18 protein-coding genes are annotated in these 24,386 nt (G+C 29.5%); 16 read left to right on the forward strand and 2 right to left on the reverse strand.

Features of this window, described 5'->3' with window-relative positions; translation table 11 throughout:
* Nucleotides 1-13 precede the first annotated feature (13 nt).
* The 14 genes from xylB (at nucleotide 14) to BN2920_RS04120 (ending at nucleotide 19,514) form a co-directional block, all read left to right on the forward strand.
* Complete coding sequence (gene xylB / locus BN2920_RS04050; RefSeq protein WP_058293747.1) at nucleotides 14-1,522, forward strand: xylulokinase; 1,509 nt, start codon at nucleotides 14-16, stop codon at nucleotides 1,520-1,522.
* A 72-nt stretch (nucleotides 1,523-1,594) separates the two neighbouring features.
* Nucleotides 1,595-2,743: an ROK family transcriptional regulator gene (locus BN2920_RS04055; protein WP_058293748.1), complete on the forward strand. Its 1,149-nt coding sequence runs from the start codon at nucleotides 1,595-1,597 to the stop codon at nucleotides 2,741-2,743.
* A 233-nt stretch (nucleotides 2,744-2,976) separates the two neighbouring features.
* Nucleotides 2,977-3,627, forward strand: a complete 651-nt coding sequence (fsa, locus tag BN2920_RS04060) for a fructose-6-phosphate aldolase (protein WP_058293749.1) — start codon at nucleotides 2,977-2,979, stop codon at nucleotides 3,625-3,627.
* Nucleotides 3,628-4,232: 605 nt separating this feature from the next.
* Nucleotides 4,233-6,224: a transketolase gene (tkt, locus tag BN2920_RS04065; RefSeq protein ID WP_058293750.1), complete on the forward strand. Its 1,992-nt coding sequence runs from the start codon at nucleotides 4,233-4,235 to the stop codon at nucleotides 6,222-6,224.
* A 189-nt stretch (nucleotides 6,225-6,413) separates the two neighbouring features.
* The gene (locus BN2920_RS04070; RefSeq protein ID WP_058293751.1) at nucleotides 6,414-7,037 is read left to right on the forward strand and encodes a DUF4867 family protein; all 624 of its coding nucleotides are present in this window, start codon (nucleotides 6,414-6,416) and stop codon (nucleotides 7,035-7,037) included.
* 116 nt (nucleotides 7,038-7,153) lie between these two features.
* Nucleotides 7,154-8,629 carry an L-fucose/L-arabinose isomerase family protein gene (locus BN2920_RS04075; RefSeq protein ID WP_058293752.1) on the forward strand — a complete coding sequence of 492 codons (1,476 nt, stop codon included), beginning with the start codon at nucleotides 7,154-7,156 and terminating at the stop codon, nucleotides 8,627-8,629.
* A 364-nt stretch (nucleotides 8,630-8,993) separates the two neighbouring features.
* Entirely contained in the window at nucleotides 8,994-11,123 is a 2,130-nt protein-coding gene (locus tag BN2920_RS04080; RefSeq protein ID WP_058293753.1) for a glycoside hydrolase family 3 C-terminal domain-containing protein, read from the forward strand.
* A gap of 253 nt (nucleotides 11,124-11,376) precedes the next feature.
* Nucleotides 11,377-13,098 (forward strand): glycoside hydrolase family 2 TIM barrel-domain containing protein, encoded by a 1,722-nt coding sequence (locus BN2920_RS21950; protein ID WP_058293754.1) that lies wholly within the window; start codon nucleotides 11,377-11,379, stop codon nucleotides 13,096-13,098.
* Nucleotides 13,088-13,285, forward strand: a complete 198-nt coding sequence (locus BN2920_RS21955; RefSeq protein ID WP_058293755.1) for a hypothetical protein — start codon at nucleotides 13,088-13,090, stop codon at nucleotides 13,283-13,285. The genes BN2920_RS21950 and BN2920_RS21955 overlap by 11 nt, the downstream gene beginning before the upstream one ends.
* 1 nt (nucleotide 13,286) lies before the next feature.
* Nucleotides 13,287-13,832 carry a hypothetical protein gene (locus BN2920_RS21960; protein ID WP_058293756.1) on the forward strand — a complete coding sequence of 182 codons (546 nt, stop codon included), beginning with the start codon at nucleotides 13,287-13,289 and terminating at the stop codon, nucleotides 13,830-13,832.
* A 1,002-nt stretch (nucleotides 13,833-14,834) separates the two neighbouring features.
* Entirely contained in the window at nucleotides 14,835-16,370 is a 1,536-nt protein-coding gene (locus BN2920_RS04105; RefSeq protein WP_058293758.1) for a glycoside hydrolase family 43 protein, read from the forward strand.
* 69 nt (nucleotides 16,371-16,439) lie between these two features.
* On the forward strand, nucleotides 16,440-17,843 hold the full coding sequence (gene uxaC / locus BN2920_RS04110) for a glucuronate isomerase (RefSeq protein WP_058293759.1): 1,404 nt from the start codon (nucleotides 16,440-16,442) through the stop codon (nucleotides 17,841-17,843).
* Between the two features lie 18 nt (nucleotides 17,844-17,861).
* Nucleotides 17,862-18,545: a bifunctional 4-hydroxy-2-oxoglutarate aldolase/2-dehydro-3-deoxy-phosphogluconate aldolase gene (locus tag BN2920_RS04115; protein ID WP_058293760.1), complete on the forward strand. Its 684-nt coding sequence runs from the start codon at nucleotides 17,862-17,864 to the stop codon at nucleotides 18,543-18,545.
* Between the two features lie 18 nt (nucleotides 18,546-18,563).
* Nucleotides 18,564-19,514 (forward strand): sugar kinase, encoded by a 951-nt coding sequence (locus BN2920_RS04120; protein WP_058293761.1) that lies wholly within the window; start codon nucleotides 18,564-18,566, stop codon nucleotides 19,512-19,514.
* A 96-nt stretch (nucleotides 19,515-19,610) separates the two neighbouring features.
* Here BN2920_RS04120 and BN2920_RS04125 read toward each other — a convergent pair whose 3' ends face one another.
* Together BN2920_RS04125 and BN2920_RS04130 are read right to left on the reverse strand one after the other, a co-directional pair.
* Nucleotides 19,611-20,297 carry a DUF624 domain-containing protein gene (locus tag BN2920_RS04125; RefSeq protein ID WP_058293762.1) on the reverse strand — a complete coding sequence of 229 codons (687 nt, stop codon included), beginning with the start codon at nucleotides 20,295-20,297 and terminating at the stop codon, nucleotides 19,611-19,613.
* A gap of 265 nt (nucleotides 20,298-20,562) precedes the next feature.
* Nucleotides 20,563-21,354: a helix-turn-helix domain-containing protein gene (locus BN2920_RS04130; RefSeq protein ID WP_058293763.1), complete on the reverse strand. Its 792-nt coding sequence runs from the start codon at nucleotides 21,352-21,354 to the stop codon at nucleotides 20,563-20,565.
* Between the two features lie 214 nt (nucleotides 21,355-21,568).
* Between BN2920_RS04130 and uxuA the strand changes: the two genes are divergently transcribed.
* Nucleotides 21,569-22,636, forward strand: coding sequence for a mannonate dehydratase (uxuA, locus tag BN2920_RS04135; protein ID WP_058293764.1), 1,068 nt, complete (start codon nucleotides 21,569-21,571; stop codon nucleotides 22,634-22,636).
* A 109-nt stretch (nucleotides 22,637-22,745) separates the two neighbouring features.
* Entirely contained in the window at nucleotides 22,746-24,362 is a 1,617-nt protein-coding gene (locus tag BN2920_RS04140; protein WP_058293765.1) for a mannitol dehydrogenase family protein, read from the forward strand.
* Nucleotides 24,363-24,386 lie beyond the last annotated feature (24 nt).

Genomic DNA, 24,386 nt, shown 5'->3' on the forward strand with positions numbered 1-24,386 from the left:
TAGGAGGAGTACTATGCGTTATTTATTAGGCTTAGATATTGGTACATCTGGAACAAAAACAGCATTATTTGATGAAAATGGACAAACTATATCTACTGCAACTTATGGTTATGATTTATTCCAACCACAAGCAGGATATGCAGAACAAAATCCAGAAGATTGGTGGAATGCTTGTGTAAAAGGAATAAGTAATGTTATACAAAAAGCTGGTGTACAATCAGAGGATATAAAAGGCGTAGGATTAAGTGGTCAGATGCATGGACTAGTTCTAGTAGATAAAGATTACAAAGTGATAAGAAATTCTATAATATGGTGTGATCAAAGAACTGAAAAAGAATGTGAAGAAATTACAAACACTATAGGAAAAGAAAGACTAATTCAAATTACAGGAAATCCAGCTCTTACTGGTTTTACTCTTTCTAAATTATTATGGATTAGAAATAATGAACCTGAAAATTATAAAAAAATATATAAAATTCTTTTGCCTAAGGATTATATAAGATTTAAGTTAACAAATGTATTTGCAACTGAAGTATCAGATGCTAGTGGTATGCAAATGCTTGATATAAACAAAAGAGACTGGAGCGATGAACTGCTTAAAGATTTAAATATAGATAAATCAATACTTGCAGATGTATATGAATCAGTAGTTGTAAGCGGAAAGGTTACAGAAGAAGCCGCTAAATTAACTAATCTTTCAGTAGGTACACCAGTAGTTGGTGGTGCTGGAGATCAAGCAGCAGGAGCAATAGGAAGTGGAATTGTAAAAGAAGGTGTAATATCAACCGTAATGGGAACATCAGGAGTAGTATTTGCATCAACAGATTCTCCTAAGTTCGATAAGTATGGAAGAGTTCATACTTTATGTCATGCAGTACCAGGTAAGTGGCATGTAATGGGAGTTACTCAAGGCGCAGGATTATCACTTAACTGGTTTAAAAGAACTTTCTGTCAAAAAGAAATTGAAGAAAGTGAAAAGCTCGGCAGAGATATTTATGATTTATTAACAGAAAAAGCAGCTAAATCAGAACCAGGTGCTAATGGCGTTATTTACTTGCCATATTTAATGGGAGAAAGAACTCCACATTTAGATCCTAATGTAAAAGGTGGATTTTTTGGAGTATCATTGATTAATAATCATGATGATTTTATTAGAAGTATCTTAGAAGGGGTTAGTTTTAGCTTAAAAAATTGCTTAGATATAATAGAAGATATGAATGTTAAGGTTGAGGACATAAGAGTTAGTGGCGGTGGCGCTGAGAGTGAGATATGGAGACAAATTTTAAGTGATATTTTAGAATATCCGTTATCTACAGTAAAAGCCTCAGAAGGGCCAGCGCTTGGAGTAGCAATACTCGCAGGGGTTGGAGCTGGTGTTTATGATTCAGTTGAAACAGCATGTGAGAAAATTTTAGGCGGAAATGATAGTGAGAAGGTTGTTCCCAATAGAGAATTAAAAGAAGTTTATTCAAAAGTATATGAAATTTATAATTCACTATATCCAAGAATAAAGGATATTTAACTAGCACAGTAATAATGATATCATATTAAGTATAATATGGTTATTAAATGCTAGAGGGGAGTAATTTTAAAATTGATAGAAGTAAATCATAGCAAAATTAAAGAAACAAATAGGAAAAAAATAATTAAATTATTACTAGAAAAAGATGAAATTACAAAATTAGATATCTCTAGAGAATTGGATATAAGTATAACAACAGTATCTACTAATATTTCAGAATTAAAGAAAATTGGAATTGTTGAAGATGTCAGATCATTAGAATCTACTGGTGGAAGAAAAGCTATGGCGATTAAGCTAAATGAAAATTGCAAATATGGATTAGGAATAGCGTTAACACCAAGGCATGTAAAATTATCATTAATAAATCTTAGAAGTGAAGATGTAGAATTACTTAGAATAAGACATGATAATAACAGCATAGAAGACATAATTAATATAGTAAGTTATAATATACAAAGCTTGTTAGAAAAAAATAATGTAAAAGCTGATCAGTTACTTGGAATAGGAATATCAATACCAGGTACAGTAGATACACAAAATGGGATAATAAAAAATTGTTATTTATTAAATATAAAAGATTTTAATATAAAAGAAAAATTTGAATATTTAAATGTTCCAATTTATGTAGATAATGAAGCAAATTTATCAGCATATTATGAGTACTTAAATAAAAAAGATATTGTGGATAATCTTTTATATGTATCTATAACAGATGGTTTAGGACTTGGAATAATTATAAATGGAAGAATTTATAGAGGTAGTAATAATTCATCTGGTGAAATGGGACATATGAAGATTAACCTAGATGGTAAAGAGTGTAAATGTGGAGCTAAAGGTTGCTTAGAAGCATATGCATCTAAAAATGCTATTCTGGATGAATATAATGATAAAGCAAAAAGCAAAATTAGTGATATTGAAGAATTTGAAAAATTATGTGATTCATTAGATGAGATAGCATTAGATGTACTTAAAGAATATATTTCTATTTTAGGTGTTGGCATAAGTAATCTTACAATGATATTAGACCCTAACAGTATTGTTATAGGTGGAGAAATAAATAATTTAATAGATAGAAATTTAAACTATTTAAAAGAAACGATATATAAAGATAACTTGTTTACAAATGAAAATGATTGTAAGGTAGAAATAACTAAGTTTAAAGAGTCATATTTATTAGGAGCAGCAAGACTTCCAATAGAAGAGTTTTTAACAATAAAATAGCATTGTGTAATATCTAATTTAACATTAATATTGTAAATTAGGTATAGAAACTTTTTAAAATAATTTTTAAAAGTATATTTAAAATAAATTTAGTCAGTAATGTGAGTCTTAAATTTCTGATTGGAATTCTGGAGTTAAGACAATTTTTAAATAAACCTAATTAGAGATTTAAATAAACTATAAGTCTATAAGTAAAGAGTAAAAATATCAAATAAAAGGGAGAGGTATCTAAAATGAAATTTTTCTTAGACACAGCAAATGTAGAATATATTAAAGAAGTAAATGAGATGGGAGTAATTTCTGGTGTAACAACAAACCCATCACTTGTAGCCAAAGAAGGAAGAGATTTTAATGAAGTAATAAAAGAAATTACTGAAATAGTAGATGGACCAATAAGTGGAGAAGTAGTAAGTGAAGATGCTGAAGGAATGATAAAAGAAGGTAGAGAAATTGCTAAGATTCATAAAAATATGATTGTAAAAATCCCAATGACAGGTGAAGGATTAAAAGCAACTAAAGTTTTAGCAAGCGAAGGAGTAAAAACAAACGTAACATTAATATTCTCAGCAACACAAGCATTACTTGCAGCAAATGCAGGAGCAACATATGTAAGTCCATTCCTTGGAAGAGTAGATGATATATCAATGATAGGTATGGATTTAGTAAGAGACATAGCAGAAATATTTGCAATACATGGAATAGAAACAGAAATAATTGCGGCAAGCGTAAGAAATCCAATACATGTTATAGAAGCTGCAAAAGCCGGTGCTGATATAGCAACTGTTCCTTATGATTTAGTTAAACAAATGTTAAAGCATCCATTAACAGATCAAGGTCTTGAAAAATTTAAGGCAGACTGGGCAGCAGCGTTTGGAGATAAATAAATTTAAGTGAGAGCCCCAATTGGCATATAACACTTGGCGAGGAACGAGTTTAGTGGTATAGCCCTTCTACGAACGAATGTGAGTAGAAGTTTCAGAATATATTTGGTTGCTCGAACTTACTCCTATGAACGGATGTGAATAGTGAGTTTCATTTAAAAATTGAATAATTAGAAAGTACGATAGTTAAAAGTATGAACGTAGCAGATTTTAAATAAAAGAAATTTATTGCACAAATATTTGAAGAATGAAAAAATGCCCAGAATTTAAGAATTTAAGAATTTAAGAATTTAAGAATTTAAGAATTTAAGAATTTAAGAATTTAAGAATTTAAGAATTTAAGAATTTAAGAATATGCTTATTTTATGCGGGATTATAAAGGAGTTTTTAAGGAAACACCTGCTCATATACATTCGTAGGTGTAAGCGATTCGCACCAAATACAAGATTTGGGTTCTCTGCTTAAGAATATGCTTATTTTATGTGGATTAGAGTGTGCAAATAAATTTTTATCTCAAATTAATATATTATTTTGAGATGACCCCAAAAAGATGAGTCTATATATTTTGGAGTAATAAAAAATAAAATAAATAAAAAGCGAGGATAACAATGAGTAGAGAATTAGATAAATTATCTATTAATGCAATAAGAGTTTTATCAGCAGATGCTATACAAAAATCAAATTCTGGCCATCCTGGTCTTCCACTTGGAGCAGCTACAATGGCATTTACATTATGGACAAAAATGAATCATAATGGAAAAAATCCAGACTGGGATAACAGAGATAGATTTGTTTTATCAGCAGGGCATGGATCAATGCTTGAATATTCTTTATTACACTTATTTGGATATGGAATAACTATTGAAGATATTAAAAACTTTAGACAAGTTGGAAGCTTAACTCCTGGCCATCCAGAATACGGCCACACAAAAGGTGTTGAAATAACAACTGGACCTCTTGGACAAGGTATATGTAATGCAGTAGGTATGGCTATGGCAGAAGCTCACCTTGCAGAAAAATTTAACAAAGAACATTTTAATATTGTAGATCACTACACATATGCAATTGTTGGTGATGGATGCCTTATGGAAGGTATCTCAGGAGAAGCTTCATCACTTGCTGGAACATTAGGTCTTGGAAAATTAATTGTACTTTATGATTCAAATAATATTTCAATTGAAGGTAATACTGATATTGCATTTAGAGAAGATGTTGCTAAGAGATACGAAGCGTATGGCTGGCAAGTAATCAAAGTTGAAAATGGAAATGATATAGATTCAATCTCAAATGCAATTGATGATGCAAAAAGAGACAGTTTAAGACCATCAATTATAATTGTGAAGAACGTAATAGGGTATGGATGCCCAGCAAAACAAGGTAAGGCATCAGCACATGGTGAGCCATTAGGAGAAGAAAATATAAGAGCATTAAAAGAAAATCTAGGATGGCAATTAGAACCTGCATTCTATGTACCAGACGAAGTGTACACAAATATGGACAAGTATATTGGAGACGGTGTATGGAAAGAAGAAAACTGGCATGAATTATTTAAACAATATTCAGAAGCTTATCCAGAATTAGCAGATGAATATACTAAATGGATGAAGAATGAAATAAATAAAGAAAAATTATTAAACAATGAGGAATTCTGGAGCTTTGATAAAGAAATGGCTACAAGAGAATCGTCAGGAATAGTTATAAATAGATTAGCTAATATAATTCCAAATTTAATGGGAGGTTCAGCAGATTTAGCGCCTTCAAATAAGACTTATATGAAAGATAAGGGAGACTTCTCAGCAGAAGATAGAAGTGGACAAAATCTTCATTTTGGAGTAAGAGAGCATGCAATGGCAGCCATTACTAACGGTATGTACGCTCATGGTGGACTTAAGGTATTCTGTTCAACATTCTTTGTATTTAGTGATTACATGAAAGGTGCAATGAGATTATCAGCTCTTATGAAATTACCAATACCATATGTCTTAACTCATGATAGTATTGGGGTAGGAGAAGATGGCCCAACTCACCAACCAATTGAACAATTAGCAGCACTTAGAAGTATGCCTAATATGGCAGTATTTAGACCAGCCGACTCAAAAGAAACAGCAGCCGCTTGGTATTACGCTGTAACTAATGGGGAAACACCAACATCATTAGTGTTAACAAGACAAAAACTACCACTATATGAAGGATGTCCAAAGAGAGCATTAAAAGGTGGTTATATAATAAAAGAATCTAAGAAAGAAACTCCAGATGTTATTTTAATGGCATCAGGTTCAGAAGTAGAACTTATATATAAAGCTGCAGATGAATTAGAAGCTAAAGGAATTGATGCAAGAGTAGTAAGTATTCCATGTTTCGAATTATTTGATTTACAAGATGAAGCTTACAAAGAAAGCGTACTTCCAAACTGTGTAAGAAAAAGAGTTGCGGTTGAAGCATTAACTTCATTTGGATGGCATAAGTATGTAGGTCTAGATGGAGAGATAATCTCACTTGATACATTTGGAGCATCAGGAAATGCAAATGAGTTATTTAAGCAATTCGGATTCACTGTTGATAATGTTGTTGATACAACAGTTAAGGTTGTTAATAAGTAGAAAATTAAATCTACTAATAGATTAAGCTAAAAAGATATTTATTGATATAAAACAAGTCTATTTTGGAAGTGGCAGCCCCTTTTGCTGCTTCCAAGAACAAATAATTTTAATGATAGTTAACCTAATTTCAAAATCTCATAAAAAACCATAATATTTTAATAAATAAGACATTAAGAAAGGTGTGATTAAATGATTATTAATAAAGTTACCGATTCAAAGTTTAAAAAATATGGAAGAATATTAGAAAATTATGATTGTTCTGAAATAATAGAAAAAATGAAAAATACCCCACTTCCTAATGATGTAATATATGAACCATCAATAAAAGAACTAGAAGAGTTAAAGATTAATGAAGACTTAATGGAAAGAGAATTTGGAGGTCTTCCAATTCAAATTGGATACTGTAATGGTAATAATTATATTTTAAACGCAGTTGAATATCATAGATCTTCTGAAATAAATATAGCAGTTACAGATCTTATTTTATTAATAGGAAGCCAGCAAGATATTAATGATGATTTTTCATATGATACTTCTAAAATAGAAGCTTTCTTAGTTCCAGCAGGAACAATAATAGAAGTATATGCAACTACTCTTCATTATGCACCTTGTAATGCAGATGAAAGTGGATTTAGATGTGTTGTTGTATTACCTAAGGATACAAACCTTCCATTAGAAAAAGATATTAAGAAGTGTGGAGAAGATGCATTATTATTTGCTAAGAATAAGTGGCTAATTGGTCATAAGGATACTGACTTAGGTGAACAAGGCGCATTTATTGGACTAGTTGGAGAGAATATATCTCTAAAATAAAAGTAATAAGTAAAAAACACTTATTACTTTCTAAGTAATTGTTTTTAAAATATATAGTGTGCAAATTAAATATAAAAATTAGATAAATATTAAAATATGATTTGGAGGAATTAAATATGAATAATACACCAAAAGTTAAATTAGGAATAGTAGCTGTAAGTAGAGATTGTTTCCCAATGGAGTTATCTACTAATCGTAGAAAGGCAGTAGTTGAAGCTTTTAATGGAGAAATTTATGAGTGCAAAACAACAATAGAAAATGAAGTACACATGAGAAAAGCATTAGCAGAAGTTAAAGAAGCAGGTGTAAATGCATTAGTAGTTTACCTTGGAAACTTTGGACCAGAAACATCAGAAACATTACTTGCAAAAGAATTTGATGGACCAGTTATGTTTGTAGCGGCATCAGAAGAAAGCGGAGACAACTTAGTAGGAGGACGTGGAGATGCTTATTGTGGAATGCTTAATGCAAGCTATAATTTAGCACTTAGAAATATAAAAGCATATATACCAGAGTATCCAGTTGGAACTGCATCTGAAGTTGCTGATATGATTAAAGAATTTATACCAGTTGCATCAGCATTAATTGGACTTAAAAACTTAAAAATAATTTCTTTTGGTCCAAGACCTCAAGACTTTTTAGCTTGTAATGCTCCAATTAAACAATTATATAATTTAGGTGTTGAAATAGAAGAAAACTCTGAATTAGATTTATATGCAGCATTTAATGATCACAAAGATGATCCAAGAATTCCAGATGTAATAGCTGATATGGAAAAAGAATTAGGTGAAGGAAATAAAATGCCTGGTATTTTACCTAAGCTTGCACAATATGAAATTACACTATTAGACTGGATGAAAGAACATAAAGGATCTAGAGAATTTGTAGTATTTGCTAACAAGTGCTGGCCTTCATTCCAAACTCAATTTGGATTTGTACCATGCTATGTTAACAGTAGATTAACTGCTCGAGGCATTGCAGTATCATGTGAAGTTGATATTTATGGAGCATTAAGTGAATATATTGGAACTTGTATAAGCCAAGATGTAGTTACATTATTAGATATAAATAACACAGTACCAGCTGATATGTATGAATCAGAAATCAAAGGTAAATTTGACTATACATTAAAAGATACATTTATGGGATTCCACTGTGGAAATACTGCAGCATGCAAGCTTACAAGCTGTACTATGAAAAATCAAATGATTATGGCTAGAGCTTTAGAACCAAATCAAGAACCTAATATTACAAGAGGAACTCTTGAAGGCGATATTGTCCCAGGAGAGATTACATTCTTTAGATTACAAAGTAATGCAGATGCTGAGCTTACTGCATATGTTGCAGAAGGTGAAGTATTACCAGTAGCTACAAGATCATTTGGATCTATAGGAATATTTGCAATTCCTGAAATGGGAAGATTCTATCGTCATGTATTAATTGAAGGAAGATATCCACATCATGGAGCAGTTGCTTTTGGTCATTATGGAAAAGCTATCTACAACTTATTTAGATACTTAGGAGTTAAAGAAGTTGGGTTTAACCAACCAAAGGGAATGCTTTATAAGACAGAAAATCCATTTGAAAAATAATTAAAATAGTATGGAAAATCTTAAATATTTGTAATTTCCGTAATATATTTATTAAAATAAAAAAAGCTATCTTAAGTGTGTTTTAAACACTTAAGATAGCTTTTTAATAATATCGTATTTTAAGTTTATTTTGTTTTATATAACGTTGAGTTAATGATAAATAATGTCTAGAAATGCATAAATATTTGCTTGTTGAATCAGAGCTAAATTATTTATTATTAATATATAAGATTAAGTAGATGTAATTTCAAATTATATCCATAAAGTAATGATTTTAATATTTTAATTTAGTGAAAAATTTAATACATGGATTTTAAAATGTTCAAATGATGTTAATTAATAAGAGAGTGAAGGAAGTGTTATTATGAAAGAAAAAAATAGAATTACACATGAAGAAGCATTGACTAGAGCAAAAGAATTAGTAGAAAAAATGACATTACAAGAAAAAGCAGAGCAGTTAACTTATAACGCAGCAGCGATTAAACGTTTAAATATACCAAGATATAACTGGTGGAATGAAGGTCTTCATGGAGTAGCAAGGGCAGGAACTGCTACTGTGTTTCCTCAAGCTATTGGATTAGCTTCTACTTTTGATGAAGAACTTTTAGAAAATGTAGCAGATACTATAGCAACAGAAGGTCGTGCAAAATATAATGAGTATTCTAGTAAAGATGACAGAGATATATATAAGGGAATAACATATTGGTCGCCTAATGTAAATATATTTAGAGACCCTAGATGGGGAAGAGGACATGAGACATATGGAGAAGATCCATATTTAACATCTAGATTAGGAGTGGCCTTTATAAATGGTTTACAAGGTGAAGGGAAATATTTAAAAATAGCAGCATGTGCAAAGCATTTTGCAGTTCATAGTGGTCCAGAAGGTATAAGACATGAATTTAATGCAGTAACAACAAAAAAAGATTTATATGAGACATATTTGCCAGCATTTGAAGCTTGTGTAAAAGAAGCAGATGTTGAAGCTGTAATGGGGGCCTATAATCGCACAAATGGTGAACCATGTTGTGGAAGCAAAACATTATTAAAAGATATTCTAAGAGGTAAATGGAACTTTAAAGGACATGTAGTATCAGATTGTTGGGCAATAGCAGATTTTCATTTGAATCATAAAGTAACTAGTACAGCAACTGAATCAGCAGCATTAGCTATAAAAAATGGATGTGATTTAAATTGTGGAAATGTATATCTTCAAATGATGTTAGCCTATAAAGAAGGGTTAGTTACGGAAGAAGATATAACTACTTCAGCTGAAAGATTAATAGCTACTAGAATAAGATTAGGAATGTTTGATGACAAATGTGAATATAACGAAATACCTTATGAATCAAATGATTGCAAAGAACATAACGAACTTTCATTAAAGGCAGCAAGGAAGTCAATGGTTTTACTTAAAAATGATGGAACATTACCAATAGATAAATCTAGTTTAAAATCTATTGCAGTAATAGGTCCAAATGCTGATAGTCAAGTAATGCTTAAAGGAAATTATTCGGGTACGGCGTCTAAATATACAACTATACTTGAAGGAATACATGAAGCTGTAAATGAAGATACTAGAGTATATTATTCAGAAGGATGTCATTTATACAAAGATAGAGTAGAAGGACTGGCTCAACCTAAGGATAGAATATCAGAAGCAGTTTCAGTAGCAGAAAGATCAGATGTAGTAGTAGTATGTTTAGGATTAGATTCAACAATTGAAGGAGAACAAGGCGATGCAGGAAATAGTTATGGAGCAGGAGATAAGGAGAATCTGAATTTGCCAGGTACACAACAAGAGTTACTAGAAAAGGTTCTTGAAACTAAAAAACCAGTTATAGTAATTTTAGGATCAGGTAGTGCTCTTACACTTAATGGATTAGAAGAAAGTTGTGCTGCAATTATACAAGCATGGTACCCTGGTAGTCATGGAGGTACTGCAGCAGCAGATTTAATATTTGGAAAATATTCTCCAAGTGGTAAGTTACCTGTAACATTCTATAAAAGCATTGATAATATGCTTGAATTTAGCGATTATTCAATGAAGGGAAGAACTTATAGATATATTGAAGAAGAAGCTTTGTATCCATTTGGATATGGATTAACATATTCACAAGTAGAGTTAAACAATTTAAATATCGAAGATATTAAAGAAGATTTTGAAAACGTAAATGTAAGCATAGATATTAAAAATATTGGAGGTTACGATGTTGAAGAAGTAGTTCAATGCTATTTGAAAAATTTAGAATCTAGATTTGCAGTACTAAATCATAGCTTAGTAGCATTTAAACGCATTAGTTTAAAGAAGGGAGAATCTAAAACTGTTACTTTAAATATTAGAAGAAAAGAATTTGAAGTTGTCAATGATGAGGGAGAACGAATTCTAGATAGTAAAAAGTTTAAATTATTTGTTGGAGTTTCTCAGCCTGATAAGAGAAGTATAGAGCTTACAGGAATAACACCATTAGAGAAAGAACTAAATTTAAAATAATAAAATTAATATAGATAATGCATAAATTCTATAGAAATTAGGAAAGTATGAATTAACACATTTATATTAATTGGAGGAGTCTGTGAATAAGAAAATACTTTTTAATGACGAATGGGAATTTTTTAAAGGCAACTTAGAAACAGAATATAGTGGTAGATTATGTTTTTAAAAGATAGATATACCACACGATTGGTTAATATATAATTCGTTAGATCTTTATGAAAATAGTATTGGATGGTATAGAAAAAAATTTATGTACTCTAAAAACGAAGATGAAGTTCTATTATGTTTTGATGGAGTATATATGGATTCTACACTTTATGTGAATAATAAGTTTGTTGGCGAATGGAAGTATGGATACTCATCCTTTGAGCATGATATAACAAATGTTCTTGTGGAGGGAGAAAATGAAATACTTATAAGAGTAATCCATCAAAGTCCTAATAGTAGGTGGTATTCAGGAGAAGGAATATATCGTAATGTATGGTTAAAAACAAGAGATAAAAATCATATTGAAACTAATGGAATTTACGTTTCTATAAGAAAAGAGAATAAATTATGGAATGTAGAAATAAGTACAGAATTAAAGCTTTATGAAAATGCAAAATTATATCATAGCATTATTTATAATAATGAAGTTATTTCTACAACTAGTGAAGAAGTTAAGCGTGGAGAGAAGAGAAATATTCAAACTATGATTGTAAAAGAACCATTATTATGGGATATAGACAATCCTAATTTATACAAGCTAGTTACAGAACTAAAATTAATAGACGGGTATAATTTAACAAATATTAAACATATTTCTAAAAATATAGAATTTAAAGAAGTCATTATGGATCCAGATAAAGGATTAATATTAAATGGTAGAAAGATAAAATTAATTGGAGTATGTGAGCATCATGACTTATGGGCTTTAGGATCAGCATTTAATAAAGAAGCACTAAGAAGAAGATTTAAAATATTAAAGGATATGGGGGTAAATGCTATAAGAACATTTCATAATATGCCAGATCCACAGTTTATGGATTTAGCTGATGAAATGGGATTTCTTATTGCCTCTGAAGCATTTGATATGTGGGAAAGAAGTAAGACAACTTATGATTATGCAAGATTTTTTAAAGAATGGTCACATAAAGATATGATGAGCTGGATTACTAGAAATAGAAATCATCCTAGTCTTTTAATGTGGAGTATTGGGAATGAGATTTATTATACTCATGCAGATGTAAGAGGTCAAGAAATCACAAAAATGCTTATGGAATATGTAAAAGAATTTGATCCAAATGAAAATGCGAAAGTTACAATAGGTTCAAATTTTATGCCATGGGAGAACGCTAAAAAGTGTGTTGATATAGTTAAAATTGCAGGCTATAATTATTCAGAAAAATATTATGAAGAACATCATGAAAAACATCATGAAAAACATAAAGATTGGATTATTTATGGAAGTGAAGCAGCTTCAGTAGTACAAAGTAGAGGAATATATCACTTTCCATTTGAGAAATCAATACTTGCAGATGATGATGAACAATGTTCTGTACTTGGAAATAGTACAACAAGTTGGGGAGCAAAAAGTCCAGAAAGATGTATAACTGATGACAGGTATGCAGAATTTTCTCTTGGACAATTTATATGGACTGGATTTGATTATATAGGTGAACCTACACCTTATCATACAAAGAATTCCTATTTTGGACAAATTGATACTGCAACATTTAAAAAAGATTCTTATTATATTTATCAGTCTGAATGGACAGATTATAGGAAAAAACCAATGATTCATATACTTCCTTATTGGGATTTTAGTGAAAATCAAATTGTAGATGTTAGAGTTTGTTCTAATGCTCCCAAAATTGAATTAAAGCTTAATGGAAAAGTTATAGGAAAATACAATATAGATCACAAAAAAGGAAAGGATCTTGTTGGATGGTGGAAGATTCCTTATAAACGTAGAAATTATTATGAAAGATGAAGATGGAAACATAGTAGAAAATGCAAATAATAGAGTAAAAGTAAATGTAAGTGGAGCTGGACGTTTAATTGGGTTAGATAATGGTGATAGTACCGATTATGATCAATATAAAGGATTAAGCAGAAGGTTATTTAGTGGTAAATTAATGGCTATAATAGGGAAGCACTTTAGAAGAAGGATATATTAATATGGAAGTTTCATCAACTGGATTAGAAAGTACATCCATACAGCTTGAAGCTATTAGTGCAAATGATGAAGAGTTAAAAGGTATTTGTGCAAGTACAGAAAACAAGGAAATGGAAGTAGTAATGGGAAGCTTAGATGAAATACCAATACGTAAAATAGAAATAGTAAGTGAAGATGGACAAGAATTTGATATAAATAAGAAAGAAATAATTGTTAAAGCAAAGCTTTATCCAGAAAATGCTTCATATAAAGAGATAAACTGGAGTGCTGTAAATGAAAGTGGAATAGTATCAAACATAGCTAAAGTTCAAAGTTTTGGAGATTATGCAAAGGTAACTGCTTTAGGAGATGGAGAGTTTAGAATCCGGTGTACAAGTAATAATGGTACTGATAAAGTAAAATTAATATCACAATTAGAATTTAAAGTAAATGGGCTTGAAGCTATATTTAAAAACCCATATGAATTTGTGTCAGGTGGCTTGTTTGATCATGATGTAACAGGGAATGTTGGAAATGGAAATGAAAAAGGTCTTTGTTCAGATCGCTAAAAAGAAACAAGAGTAGGTTTTTATGATATTGATTTTGGTTCTTATGGCTCAGATACAATCATAGTATCATTCTTTACCCTAAGTGATCAAAAATGCGATTTTCAGGTTTGGGAAGGTATACCTGAAGGTCAAAATAGTACACTAGTTTGTGAATTTATTTATCAAAAAGAATCAATATGGAACGTATATCAAGAAGAAACTTATAAATTAAACAAAAAACTTAAAGATGTAACTTCAGTTTATTTTGTTTTTTATAATAAAGTTCATATGAAAGGATTTATTTTTGAGAAGAAGAACAAAGCTTTTGAAAAAATTATGGCTACAGAATGTAATAAGGTTTATGGTGATACATTCTTAATGAAAGAAGAGAGTATTGAAAGAATAGGAAATAATGTTTCACTGATATTTGAAGNCGTATATCAAGAAGAAACTTATAAATTAAACAAAAAACTTAAAGATGTAACTTCAGTTTATTTTGTTTTTTATAATAAAGTTCATATGAAAGGATTTATTTTTGAGAAGAAGAACAAAGCTTTTGAAAAAATTATGGCTACAGAATGTAATAAGGTTTATGGTGATACATTCTTAATGAAAGAAGAGAGTATTGAAAGAATAGGAAATAATGTTTCACTGATATTTGAAGATATGGACTTTAAAAGTGAAGGTGCATCTAAACTTATTATTTGTGGTAACTCACCTATTGATAAAAATACCATAAATATTCAATTTGCAGATGATCAAAATACAAGCAAGCAGATTGTTGAGTTTGCACATACGCAGGATTATGAAGAAATGGTGTTTAGTTTAGAAAAGATGACAGGAATTAAGACAGTAACGTTTATATTTTTACCAGGATGTAATTTTGATTTCAAGTGGTTCAGATTTGAAGTGTAAAAGTATAATTCAGATAAAAGTTGAGTGTATTTTTTATTACCTAATTTGATTAATTTTGAAAGGTTATATTTAATAATATATTTTAATAGTGAAGGTAAGGTGTTTGAGATGAAAAATAATCCTATTATTTGGTCTGATTATCCTGATTTAGATGTAATAAGAGTTGGCGACACATATTATATGGTTAGCACTACAATGCATCTTATGCCTGGATGTGTTATTTTACGTTCTTATGACCTTATTAATTGGGAAGTAGCAACATATGTATATGATACTTTAGATGATACATGTGGACAAAAATTGGAAGGTAAAAACCAAATTTATGGAAAGGGCATGTGGGCAGCTTCACTCAGGTATCATAATAATAAATTCTACGTATGTTTTGTGGCTAATGATACAGGAAAGACATATCTGTATACAGCTACTGAAATAGATGGAAATTGGACAAAACAAATAATTGAAGGATTTTATCATGATTGTTCATTATTATTTGATGATGATGGAAAAGTTTATATTGCTTATGGGAATACAGATATTCATATTACAGAACTAAAAGAAGATTTATCGGGGCCTAAACCTAATGGGTTAGATAAAATTATAGTAACTGAAACAGAAGAGTATGATCTTGGCTATGAGGGATCTCATTTTTATAAAATAAATGGTAAATACTACATTTTCTTGATTCATATACTTAAATCAAAAGGACGTAGAACTGAAGCATGCTTTGTATCAGATACATTAGATGGAGAGTTTATTGGAAGAGAAGTTTTTAATGATGACATGGGATATAAGAATTCAGGCATAGCACAAGGAGGTATAGTATCTACACCAGATGGTAAATGGTATGCAATGTTATTCCAAGACAGAGGGGCTGTTGGACGCATACCTGTTATTGTACCAATGCACTTTGAAAATGATTTTCCTTTATTTGATAAAAAAGCACCGGAGCATATTGAAATTGATAGTACAAGGCCAGAGTATGAATATAGTCCAATAGTTGGAGATGATGATTTTGTTTATGAACCAGACTTTAATGGAAAAGTTCACATTAAAGATGTTTGGCAATGGAATCATATTCCAGATGAAAGATTATGGTCAGTAACTGAAAAATATGGGACATACAGAATTAAATCAGGGAAAATAAGTCCAAATTTAAATTTTGCAGTTAATACATTAACACAACGTACCATGGGACCAGAATGTGAAGCTATTGTAACACTAGATGGTAGTGAACTTAAAAATGGAGATTATGCAGGTATATGTTTTTTGATAAGCACATATGGATTAATAGCTATTACTAAAGAAGAAGATAAATATTATTTAGTAATGTTGGCAAGAGAAAGTGAGGACAAATCAATTTTCGGAAACTTAGTAGATAGCGAACCTGGAACTGAGTATGGAAGAGTATCTTTGCATGGAAGTAAAATAACTCTTAAAGCAAGAGGAAACTTTATTAATGGAAAAGATGAAGGTGAGTTTTACTATTTAAATGAGATGAAATGGGAAAAGCTTGGTGTAACCCATAGTATGGTATGGAAAATGGATCAATTTATAGGATGTCGCTTTGGATTATTTTTATTTTCTACAAAGGAAGTTGGAGGATGTGCTGAGTTTTCTAATTTTAAATATAATATTATTCGATAAATATAACAATAAAAAAATTTCTTAAATTTACAAAAAATTTAAAGATTCGCAATAAAGGAGGATGATTTTTTGAAAAAGTTTATGGATATAAATTTTTTATTGAATAATGAGACATCTCAGAAACTATACCATAACTATTGTGTAAATTTACCTATAATAGATTATCATTCACACATAGATTCTAAGGAAATATTTGAAGATAAAAAATATGAAAATATAACACAATTATGGCTTTATCGAGATCATTATAAGTGGAGATTAATGAGAAGCTATGGAATTGAAGAAAAATATATAAGTGGTGAATCTACTGATTATGAAAAATTCTTAACATGGGCAAAAGCACTTTCAAGTGCAATAGGAAATCCATTATACCACTGGACTCATTTAGAATTACAAAGATACTTTGGAATAGAAGAAATTCTAAATGAAAAAAGTGCTCCTGAAATATGGCGAAAGACATGTGAATTATTAAGAAGCGATGAGTTTAGTGTACGAAAAATAATAAGTAAATCAAATGTAGAAAGTCTTTGCACTACTGATGATCCAGCAGATACTTTAGAGTATCACATGAAAATAAATGAGGATACCTCTTTTAAAACAAAGGTATTGCCAACATTTAGACCAGACAATATCATTGAAATAAAAAAGGATATATTTGTAGAATACCTAAAAAGATTAGAAGATATATGTGGGTTAAAAATAAATACTTATGATGAACTATTGGAAGTACTAAAAATGAGGGTAGAAAAGTTTAATGAAGTTGGATGTAAGATATCTGACCATGGATTGGATTCTTTTCCTAAATATATAGAGGCATCAATTGAAGAAGTAAAAGAAATATTTGATAAAGCTCTAAATAAAGAAGAAATAACTTTAGAAGAAGAAAATAAATACAAAATATATACATTAAAATATCTTGGAAAGTTATATTATGATCATGATTGGGCAATGCAATTACATTGTAATTGTATAAGAGATAATAATAAAAGGATGTTTAATAAAATAGGTCCAAATACAGGATTTGATACTATAAATGATGAGAAATTTGCATCATCACTTTTAAAATTCCTTAATTCTTTAGAAGTTGAAAATAAGCTCCCAAAGACTATAATATATAGCTTAAATCCAAATGATAATGCTTGGATTGCAACTGCAATCGGATGTTTTCAAGGTGAAAATATAAAAGGAAAAATTCAGTTTGGAAGTGCATGGTGGTTTAATGATAATAAAATTGGTATGGAAAATCAAATTAAAACATTAGCTAATATGGGATTATTAAATTCTTTTGTAGGTATGTTAACAGATTCAAGAAGTTTTTTATCTTACGTTAGACATGAGTATTTTAGAAGAATTCTATGTAATATAGTTGGAGAATGGGTAGAAAATGGAGAAGTACCAAATGATGAAAAACTTATCAGGAAAATTATTGAAGATATAAGCTATAACAATGCTAAAGAGTATTTTAATATATAAAGTAAGTGAGGTGTAAAAGTGAAAAAGCAAGTTGTATTAAACAAGATTGTAGAAAATGGAGTTATTGCAGTTATAAGAGGTGAGTCTCTTGAAATGGCAATTAAAACAGTAGATGCAGTTATAAAGGGTGGAATTAAAATAATTGAACTTACAATGACAGTTCCAAATCCAATAGATCTAATAAGAGAAATAACAAAAAAATATAAAGATAATTATGAAGTGGTAATTGGAGCAGGGACAGTTTTAGATTCAGAAACAGCTAGAGCATGTATTTTAGAAGGTTCTCAATTTATTGTAAGTCCAAGCGTGGATATTGATACATTAAAGCTTTGTAATAAGTATAAGATAGCAGTTATGCCTGGAATTATGACTGTTAATGATGCAATAATAGCTCTCGAGTATGGTGTGGATATAGTGAAGGTATTCCCAGCAAATTTATATGGACCATCAGTAATAAAATCTTTTAAAGGTCCGCTTCCACAGGGAGAGTTTATGCCAACAGGAGGGGTAAGCGTAGAAAACTTGCATGAGTGGATAGAAGCAGGGGCAGTTGCCGTAGGAACTGGTGGAGATCTTACTAAAGGAGCGAAATATGGAGACTATAAATTAATAGAAGAAACAGCTAAACGTTTTGTAGATGCTTATAAAAACGCAAAAATATCTCCAAAAGAAGTGGGTAATAAAGTTGTATCAAACTTATAATAAATAAGGAGAGTAGTTATGGATGTTGTAACTTTTGGAGAATCTATGGTTGTTTTAGCTCCTAACAGTAATGGACCTTTAAGACATATAAACACATTTACTAAATCATTAGGTGGCGCTGAATCAAATTTTGCAATTGCAGTTTCAAGACTTAATCACAGTATTGGCTGGTTCTCTAAAATATCAAATGATGAATTTGGAAAGTTTATTTTGAATACAATAAGAAGTGAAGGTGTAGATACATCAAGAGTTATTGTGGATAGAGAAAATTCATGTGGATTACTTTTTAAAGAATGTTACCAAGGTAAAAATCCGAATGTGTATTATTTTAGAAAAAATTCAGCAGCAAGCAATATAAGTGAAGAAGATATAGATGAAGAATATATTAAGAATTCCAAGATTCTTCATATTACAGGAATAACACCAGCATTATCAAAATCTTGTAGAAAAGCAGTTTATAAAGCAATACAGATTGCAAAAGAGAATAATGTACTTATATCATTTGATCCAAATATAAGATTAAAGTTATGGGATATTAGAGAAGCTAAAAAAGTTCTATTAGATATAGCAAGTCATGCGGATATAGTTCTTCCAGGAATAGATGAAGGACAGCTTCTTTTAGGATTAGAAGATAAAGATGAGATTTGTGATTACTTTCTAGAAAAAGGAGCAAAATTAGTTTGCTTAAAGTTAGGCGCAAATGGATGTTATTTAAAAAATAAAGAAGAAAGCGTTGTTGTAAATGGATATGATGTTCATGATATTATTGCAGATACTGCAGGAGCAGGGGATGGTTTTGCAGCTGGAATAATATGTGGATATTTAGAAAAGTTATCATTAAAAGAAATAGGAGAATATGCTAATGGTGTAGGTGCTATGGCAACACTTGTTAAAGGTGATTGTGAGGGATATCCAGATTATGATAAATTAATGAGCTTTATAGGAAAGAGTAAAAATATAGAACGATAATAAATTGATAAATATATAAAAGTGCTGCTAAGAATGGTTTTTGAAAATAATTCTTAGCAGTCTTTATATTTTAGAGGAATTATTAGTTTAATCTCTTTAATAGGAGCTAGAAGAAATGTATGTTTTCTCTATTTTATCTAATATGGCTTTATCATAGTAATAAAAAAGCATGCATATTGCACCAGGAATAAACAGTAAAAATCCAATTGAAAGATTTTTACACAAATAATATATGATTCCCATAATTACGAACTTTAAGATGCTTGTACCGAAATTCTTAAACATACAACTAATTGATAAAATAATCAAGTTTTTAAATGTAATTCTAAATCTAGAATTTATTGAAAAGGCATAGGTGCCTAATAATGCAAAAAGTACAGTTAGTATCATAAAGATCCAATAAAGTTGAGTTTGTGGTGAATTTAAGTAAAAATACATAAAATCAAATAGCAAGATATAAATGACACTAAGAAAAAACATCCAAATCTTTAAAAATGATATAAAGTTATTTTTATAAGATTTCCAATAGTAAGAAGAAGAAAATAATTCTTTTTCCCGCACTACTTTTCCCATTGTGCAGTAAAGTGAACCTAATGCAGGTCCTAATGGTATAAGCGCAACAAATAATGAAAATAAACTAAAATTATCTGATGATATTTCTATTAAAAGAAAGAAAAAAATTAGTAATATATTGCATAAAGAGAAATAAATACTGTTTAAAAAATATGCAATAAAATAGTTTGAAATTGTGAAAAGTGGCTGATCATAAAAATCTTTTTTCATAAGTGGCTCCTTTCATTGTTAGCAAATTATTTTCGGGGAAAAATAAATCAAAAATACTATAATAAATCATTATTATCTTAATGAAAGGTTTACAGATATTATACAATAAAACCACAATTTAATAAATAATATATTAAAAATTTTACAAAAAGGTAATTCTAAAAAAGGTGAGTATGGATATGATATTTTTAGAAAAGAAGAAGGTATATTAATGTTTTCTTCTTTTCTAATTGTAAGAAATTATTAATTAATTTTTTAAAAATATCTAGGTTATGTTTTTGTTTATTAAGTTATTTTTATAGTTCTTTGGAGTAGTATTTACTATTTTTAGAAAATTTCGATTAAATGACCGTATACTTGAATAGCCACACGAGAAAGAAATATCAGTAATTGACAAATCTGTGTTTTTTAGCAAGTGTATAGCATAGCTTATTCTATTTTCATTTATAAAATCATTGAAAGAGATACCTAAAATACTGTTTAAATATTTAGAGATATAAGTATAACTGTATCCAAATTTATTAGCTACATGATTTAATGAAATATCTTTTGTAAAGTTTTCTTGTATGTAGTTTAAAATCTTATGAAGAAGTTCATAATCAGTTTTTGTAGCTTCTAATAATGTAGTCTGCTCAAGTAGTTCATAGCAAATAAGATAAAGTATTGATTTAATTTGTAGAATATTATTATTTGGGTTAAAGATATTGTTAATTACTAAATTTTGAGAAATATTTGAAAGTTCAAAAACAGGGTTTTCTAAGAATTTTCCATATGCCATATTATTAAAAGTGCTTATATATTCTGGAGAAAATACACAGATATATGAATCAGAGTAATCCTTAGTTGAAAAAGAATGTGATTCATAAGGTAATATGAGTGCACATTGATTCTTTTTTAAAGTGAAACTTCTAGTATTTATACATATTTCAATATTACCTTCTTTTACATAAACAAACTCAAAGCTTCTATGTAAGTTTTTTGTATAGTTAAAATTGTAATTATGAAAAGAAGAAAATAGGTTATTTTCACCAAAATGGTAGGCTTCGTATTTTAACATATAAAACTCCTAAGATGATAAATTTTGTCTATAATTATATAAGTAACAACTTGTAAAGTCAAATAATAAATAGCTAGAATTATAGAATAAGGAATAAATAAATCCTAGAATACTTGCTGATTAAGAGTATAACAATGTGAATTATTAAGTAAAGATTCTAAAAACCACAATGATTATTATTTTATTAAAATATGAAAAGGATGAGTGATTATCAATGGAAATGACTTTAAGATGGTTTGGTAAAAAGTTTGATAGTGTTACATTAGAACAAATAAGACAGATACCAGGAGTTACAGGTGTAGTAACAACTTTATATGATACTATGCCAGGTGAAGTATGGAAAGTAGAAAAAATAAGAGCTATAAAAAAAGAAGTAGAGGATGCTGGGTTAAGAATAGCTGGAATAGAAAGTGTTAATATACATGATTCTATTAAAGTTGGTAGCGATGATAGAGATAAATACATTGAAAATTATATTACAACTTTAGAAAGGTTAGGTAAGGAGAAGATTGATGTTGTTTGCTATAACTTTATGCCGGTATTTGATTGGACAAGAAGTGATCTTGCAAAAGTAAGAAATGATGGATCTACAGTTTTATCATATGACCAAGAATTAATTGATAAGATAAATCTAGAGAATTTATTATCATCTATGGATTCTAAATCTAATGGATTTGAATTGCCAGGATGGGAGCCACAACGTATGGCTAGAATTAAAGAATTGTTTGAATTATATAGAGACGTGGATAATGAAAAATTATTTAGTAATTTAAAATATTTTTTAGAAGCTATTATGCCAACATGCGAAAAATATAACATAAAGATGGCAATACATCCAGATGATCCAGCTTGGCCTGTATTTGGATTGCCAAGAATAATGACATGTAAAGAAAACTTGTTAAGATTAGTTACAATGGTTGATAGTCCATGTAATGGAGTAACATTATGTACTGGGTCTTTAGGTTCAAATCCAAATAATGATATTGTAGACATCATAAAATCTCTAAAAGGAAAAATTCATTTTGCACATGTTAGAAATATTAAGCATTTAGGTAAGGGAAAATTTGATGAAGCTGCACATCTATCTTCTGATGGTTCTTTAGATATGTATGCAATTATGAAAACATTATATGAAATTGGTTTTAATGGAATAGTAAGACCAGATCATGGAAGAGCTATATGGGGAGAAAAGTCAATGCCAGGTTATGGGCTTTATGATAGAGCACTTGGAGTAGCATATTTAAATGGAATACTAGAAAGTTTACAAAAGCTAGGCAAATAATAAGGTGAGTAATTCGAAGTGAAATAATGTAATTATTGGTTATAGTTAAGTAATATGAAAGAACATAAAAATAAAGAGGATTAATCTAAACTTTAGGAGATGGTTGTATATGTTAAGATTAAACTATGATGGGATTTTAAACTACGAAGCGTGGACTGAAAGAAACATAAAGCTCCCACAATTTAATATAAATGAAGCGATAAAAAATACAAAGGAAAATCCAACTTGGATACATTTTGGCGCTGGAAATATATTCAGATCATTTCCAGCATTATTACAGCAAAAACTTTTAGAACAAGGTAAAGAGCATACAGGAATAATAGTCGCAGAGGGTTATGATTATGAAATTATAGATAAAATGAATAAGCCACATGATAATCTAAGTTTATTAGTCACTTTAAAAGCTGATGGGCAAATAGAAAAGACGGTAGTAGCTAGTGTTGTAGAAGCTTTAAAGGCTGATAGTCAAAATGAAAAAGATTTTGAAAGATTAAAAGAAATTTTTAAAGCAGATTCTTTACAAATGGTAAGTTTCACTATAACAGAAAAGGGATATAGTATTAATGATAAAAATGGAAATTTAATTACAGATGTTGAAGACGATTTCATTAGTGGTCCAAATTATCCTAAAAGCTATATCGGAAAGATATCTGCATTATGCTATGAAAGATATTTAAGCGGTAAGAAACCTATAGCATTAGTAAGTATGGACAATTGTTCTCATAATGGAACAAAGCTTTACAATGCAATAAATTCCTTTGCTAAGGCATGGACTAAAAATAAATTAGTAGAAGAAGGATTTTATAATTATATAAATGATAAGGGATTAGTTTCTTTTCCATGGAGTATGATAGATAAAATAACCCCAAGACCAGATGATAATGTAAAGGAAAGCCTTATACAAGATGGAATTGAAAATGTAGATCCTATAATAACAACTAAAAATACTTATGCTGCTTTATTTACAAATGCTGAAGAATCAGAGTATTTAGTTATAGAAGATGCATTCCCTAATGGAAGACCAAAGCTTGATGAGGTTGGAGTTAAATTTACAGATAGAGCTACTGTAGATAGAGTAGAAAAGATGAAAGTATGTACATGCCTTAATCCGCTTCATACAGCATTAGCTATATATGGATGTTTATTATCACATACAAAAATATATCAAGAAATGAATGATAAAGAATTAAGATTACTTATTGAAAACATAGGATATAAAGAGGGATTACCAGTAGTCGTTGATCCAGAAATAATAAAGCCAAAAGATTTTATAGATGAAGTATTAAATGTTAGATTACCAAATCCATTTATGCCAGATACACCTCAAAGAATAGCAACAGATACATCACAAAAGTTAGGTATTCGTTTTGGTGAAACAATCAAATCATATATTAAGCATGATAGTTTAAATGTAAAAGACTTGACATTTATACCTTTAGTTATAGCTGGATGGTGTAGATATTTATTAGGAATTAATGATGAAGGAAAAGAATTTATATTAAGTAGTGATCCAATGTTAGAGACATTAAGAGAATATGTTAAAGATATAAAAATTGGAGATAAGGGACCTTTTTCAAAAGAATTACATCCTATTCTTTCTAATGAAAATACTTTTGGAATTAATTTATATGAAGCTGGTATTGGTGAAATGATAGAAAGTTATTTTGAGGAGCTTGTAAGGTGTAATGGCGCAGTAAGAATCACTTTAATAAAGTATTTGAATTAAGATTCTAAAATATAGAAAAATAAA

This window comes from Clostridium neonatale (assembly GCF_001458595.1).
Classification (GTDB): domain Bacteria; phylum Bacillota; class Clostridia; order Clostridiales; family Clostridiaceae; genus Clostridium; species Clostridium neonatale.

Bases quoted from the DNA above. Each gene is read 5' to 3' on its own strand.
- BN2920_RS21950 (WP_058293754.1), top strand. From the start codon at position 11,377: ATGTACTCTAAAAACGAAGATGAAGTTCTATTATGTTTTGATGGAGTA.
- xylB (WP_058293747.1), top strand. From the start codon at position 14: ATGCGTTATTTATTAGGCTTAGATATTGGTACATCTGGAACAAAAACA.
- BN2920_RS04080 (WP_058293753.1), top strand. From the start codon at position 8,994: ATGAAAGAAAAAAATAGAATTACACATGAAGAAGCATTGACTAGAGCA.
- BN2920_RS04125 (WP_058293762.1), bottom strand. From the start codon at position 20,297: ATGAAAAAAGATTTTTATGATCAGCCACTTTTCACAATTTCAAACTAT.
- tkt (WP_058293750.1), top strand. From the start codon at position 4,233: ATGAGTAGAGAATTAGATAAATTATCTATTAATGCAATAAGAGTTTTA.
- uxuA (WP_058293764.1), top strand. From the start codon at position 21,569: ATGGAAATGACTTTAAGATGGTTTGGTAAAAAGTTTGATAGTGTTACA.
- fsa (WP_058293749.1), top strand. From the start codon at position 2,977: ATGAAATTTTTCTTAGACACAGCAAATGTAGAATATATTAAAGAAGTA.
- BN2920_RS04070 (WP_058293751.1), top strand. From the start codon at position 6,414: ATGATTATTAATAAAGTTACCGATTCAAAGTTTAAAAAATATGGAAGA.
- BN2920_RS04120 (WP_058293761.1), top strand. From the start codon at position 18,564: ATGGATGTTGTAACTTTTGGAGAATCTATGGTTGTTTTAGCTCCTAAC.
- BN2920_RS21960 (WP_058293756.1), top strand. From the start codon at position 13,287: ATGGAAGTTTCATCAACTGGATTAGAAAGTACATCCATACAGCTTGAA.
- BN2920_RS04075 (WP_058293752.1), top strand. From the start codon at position 7,154: ATGAATAATACACCAAAAGTTAAATTAGGAATAGTAGCTGTAAGTAGA.
- BN2920_RS04140 (WP_058293765.1), top strand. From the start codon at position 22,746: ATGTTAAGATTAAACTATGATGGGATTTTAAACTACGAAGCGTGGACT.
- BN2920_RS04130 (WP_058293763.1), bottom strand. From the start codon at position 21,354: ATGTTAAAATACGAAGCCTACCATTTTGGTGAAAATAACCTATTTTCT.
- BN2920_RS04105 (WP_058293758.1), top strand. From the start codon at position 14,835: ATGAAAAATAATCCTATTATTTGGTCTGATTATCCTGATTTAGATGTA.
- BN2920_RS21955 (WP_058293755.1), top strand. From the start codon at position 13,088: ATGAAAGATGAAGATGGAAACATAGTAGAAAATGCAAATAATAGAGTA.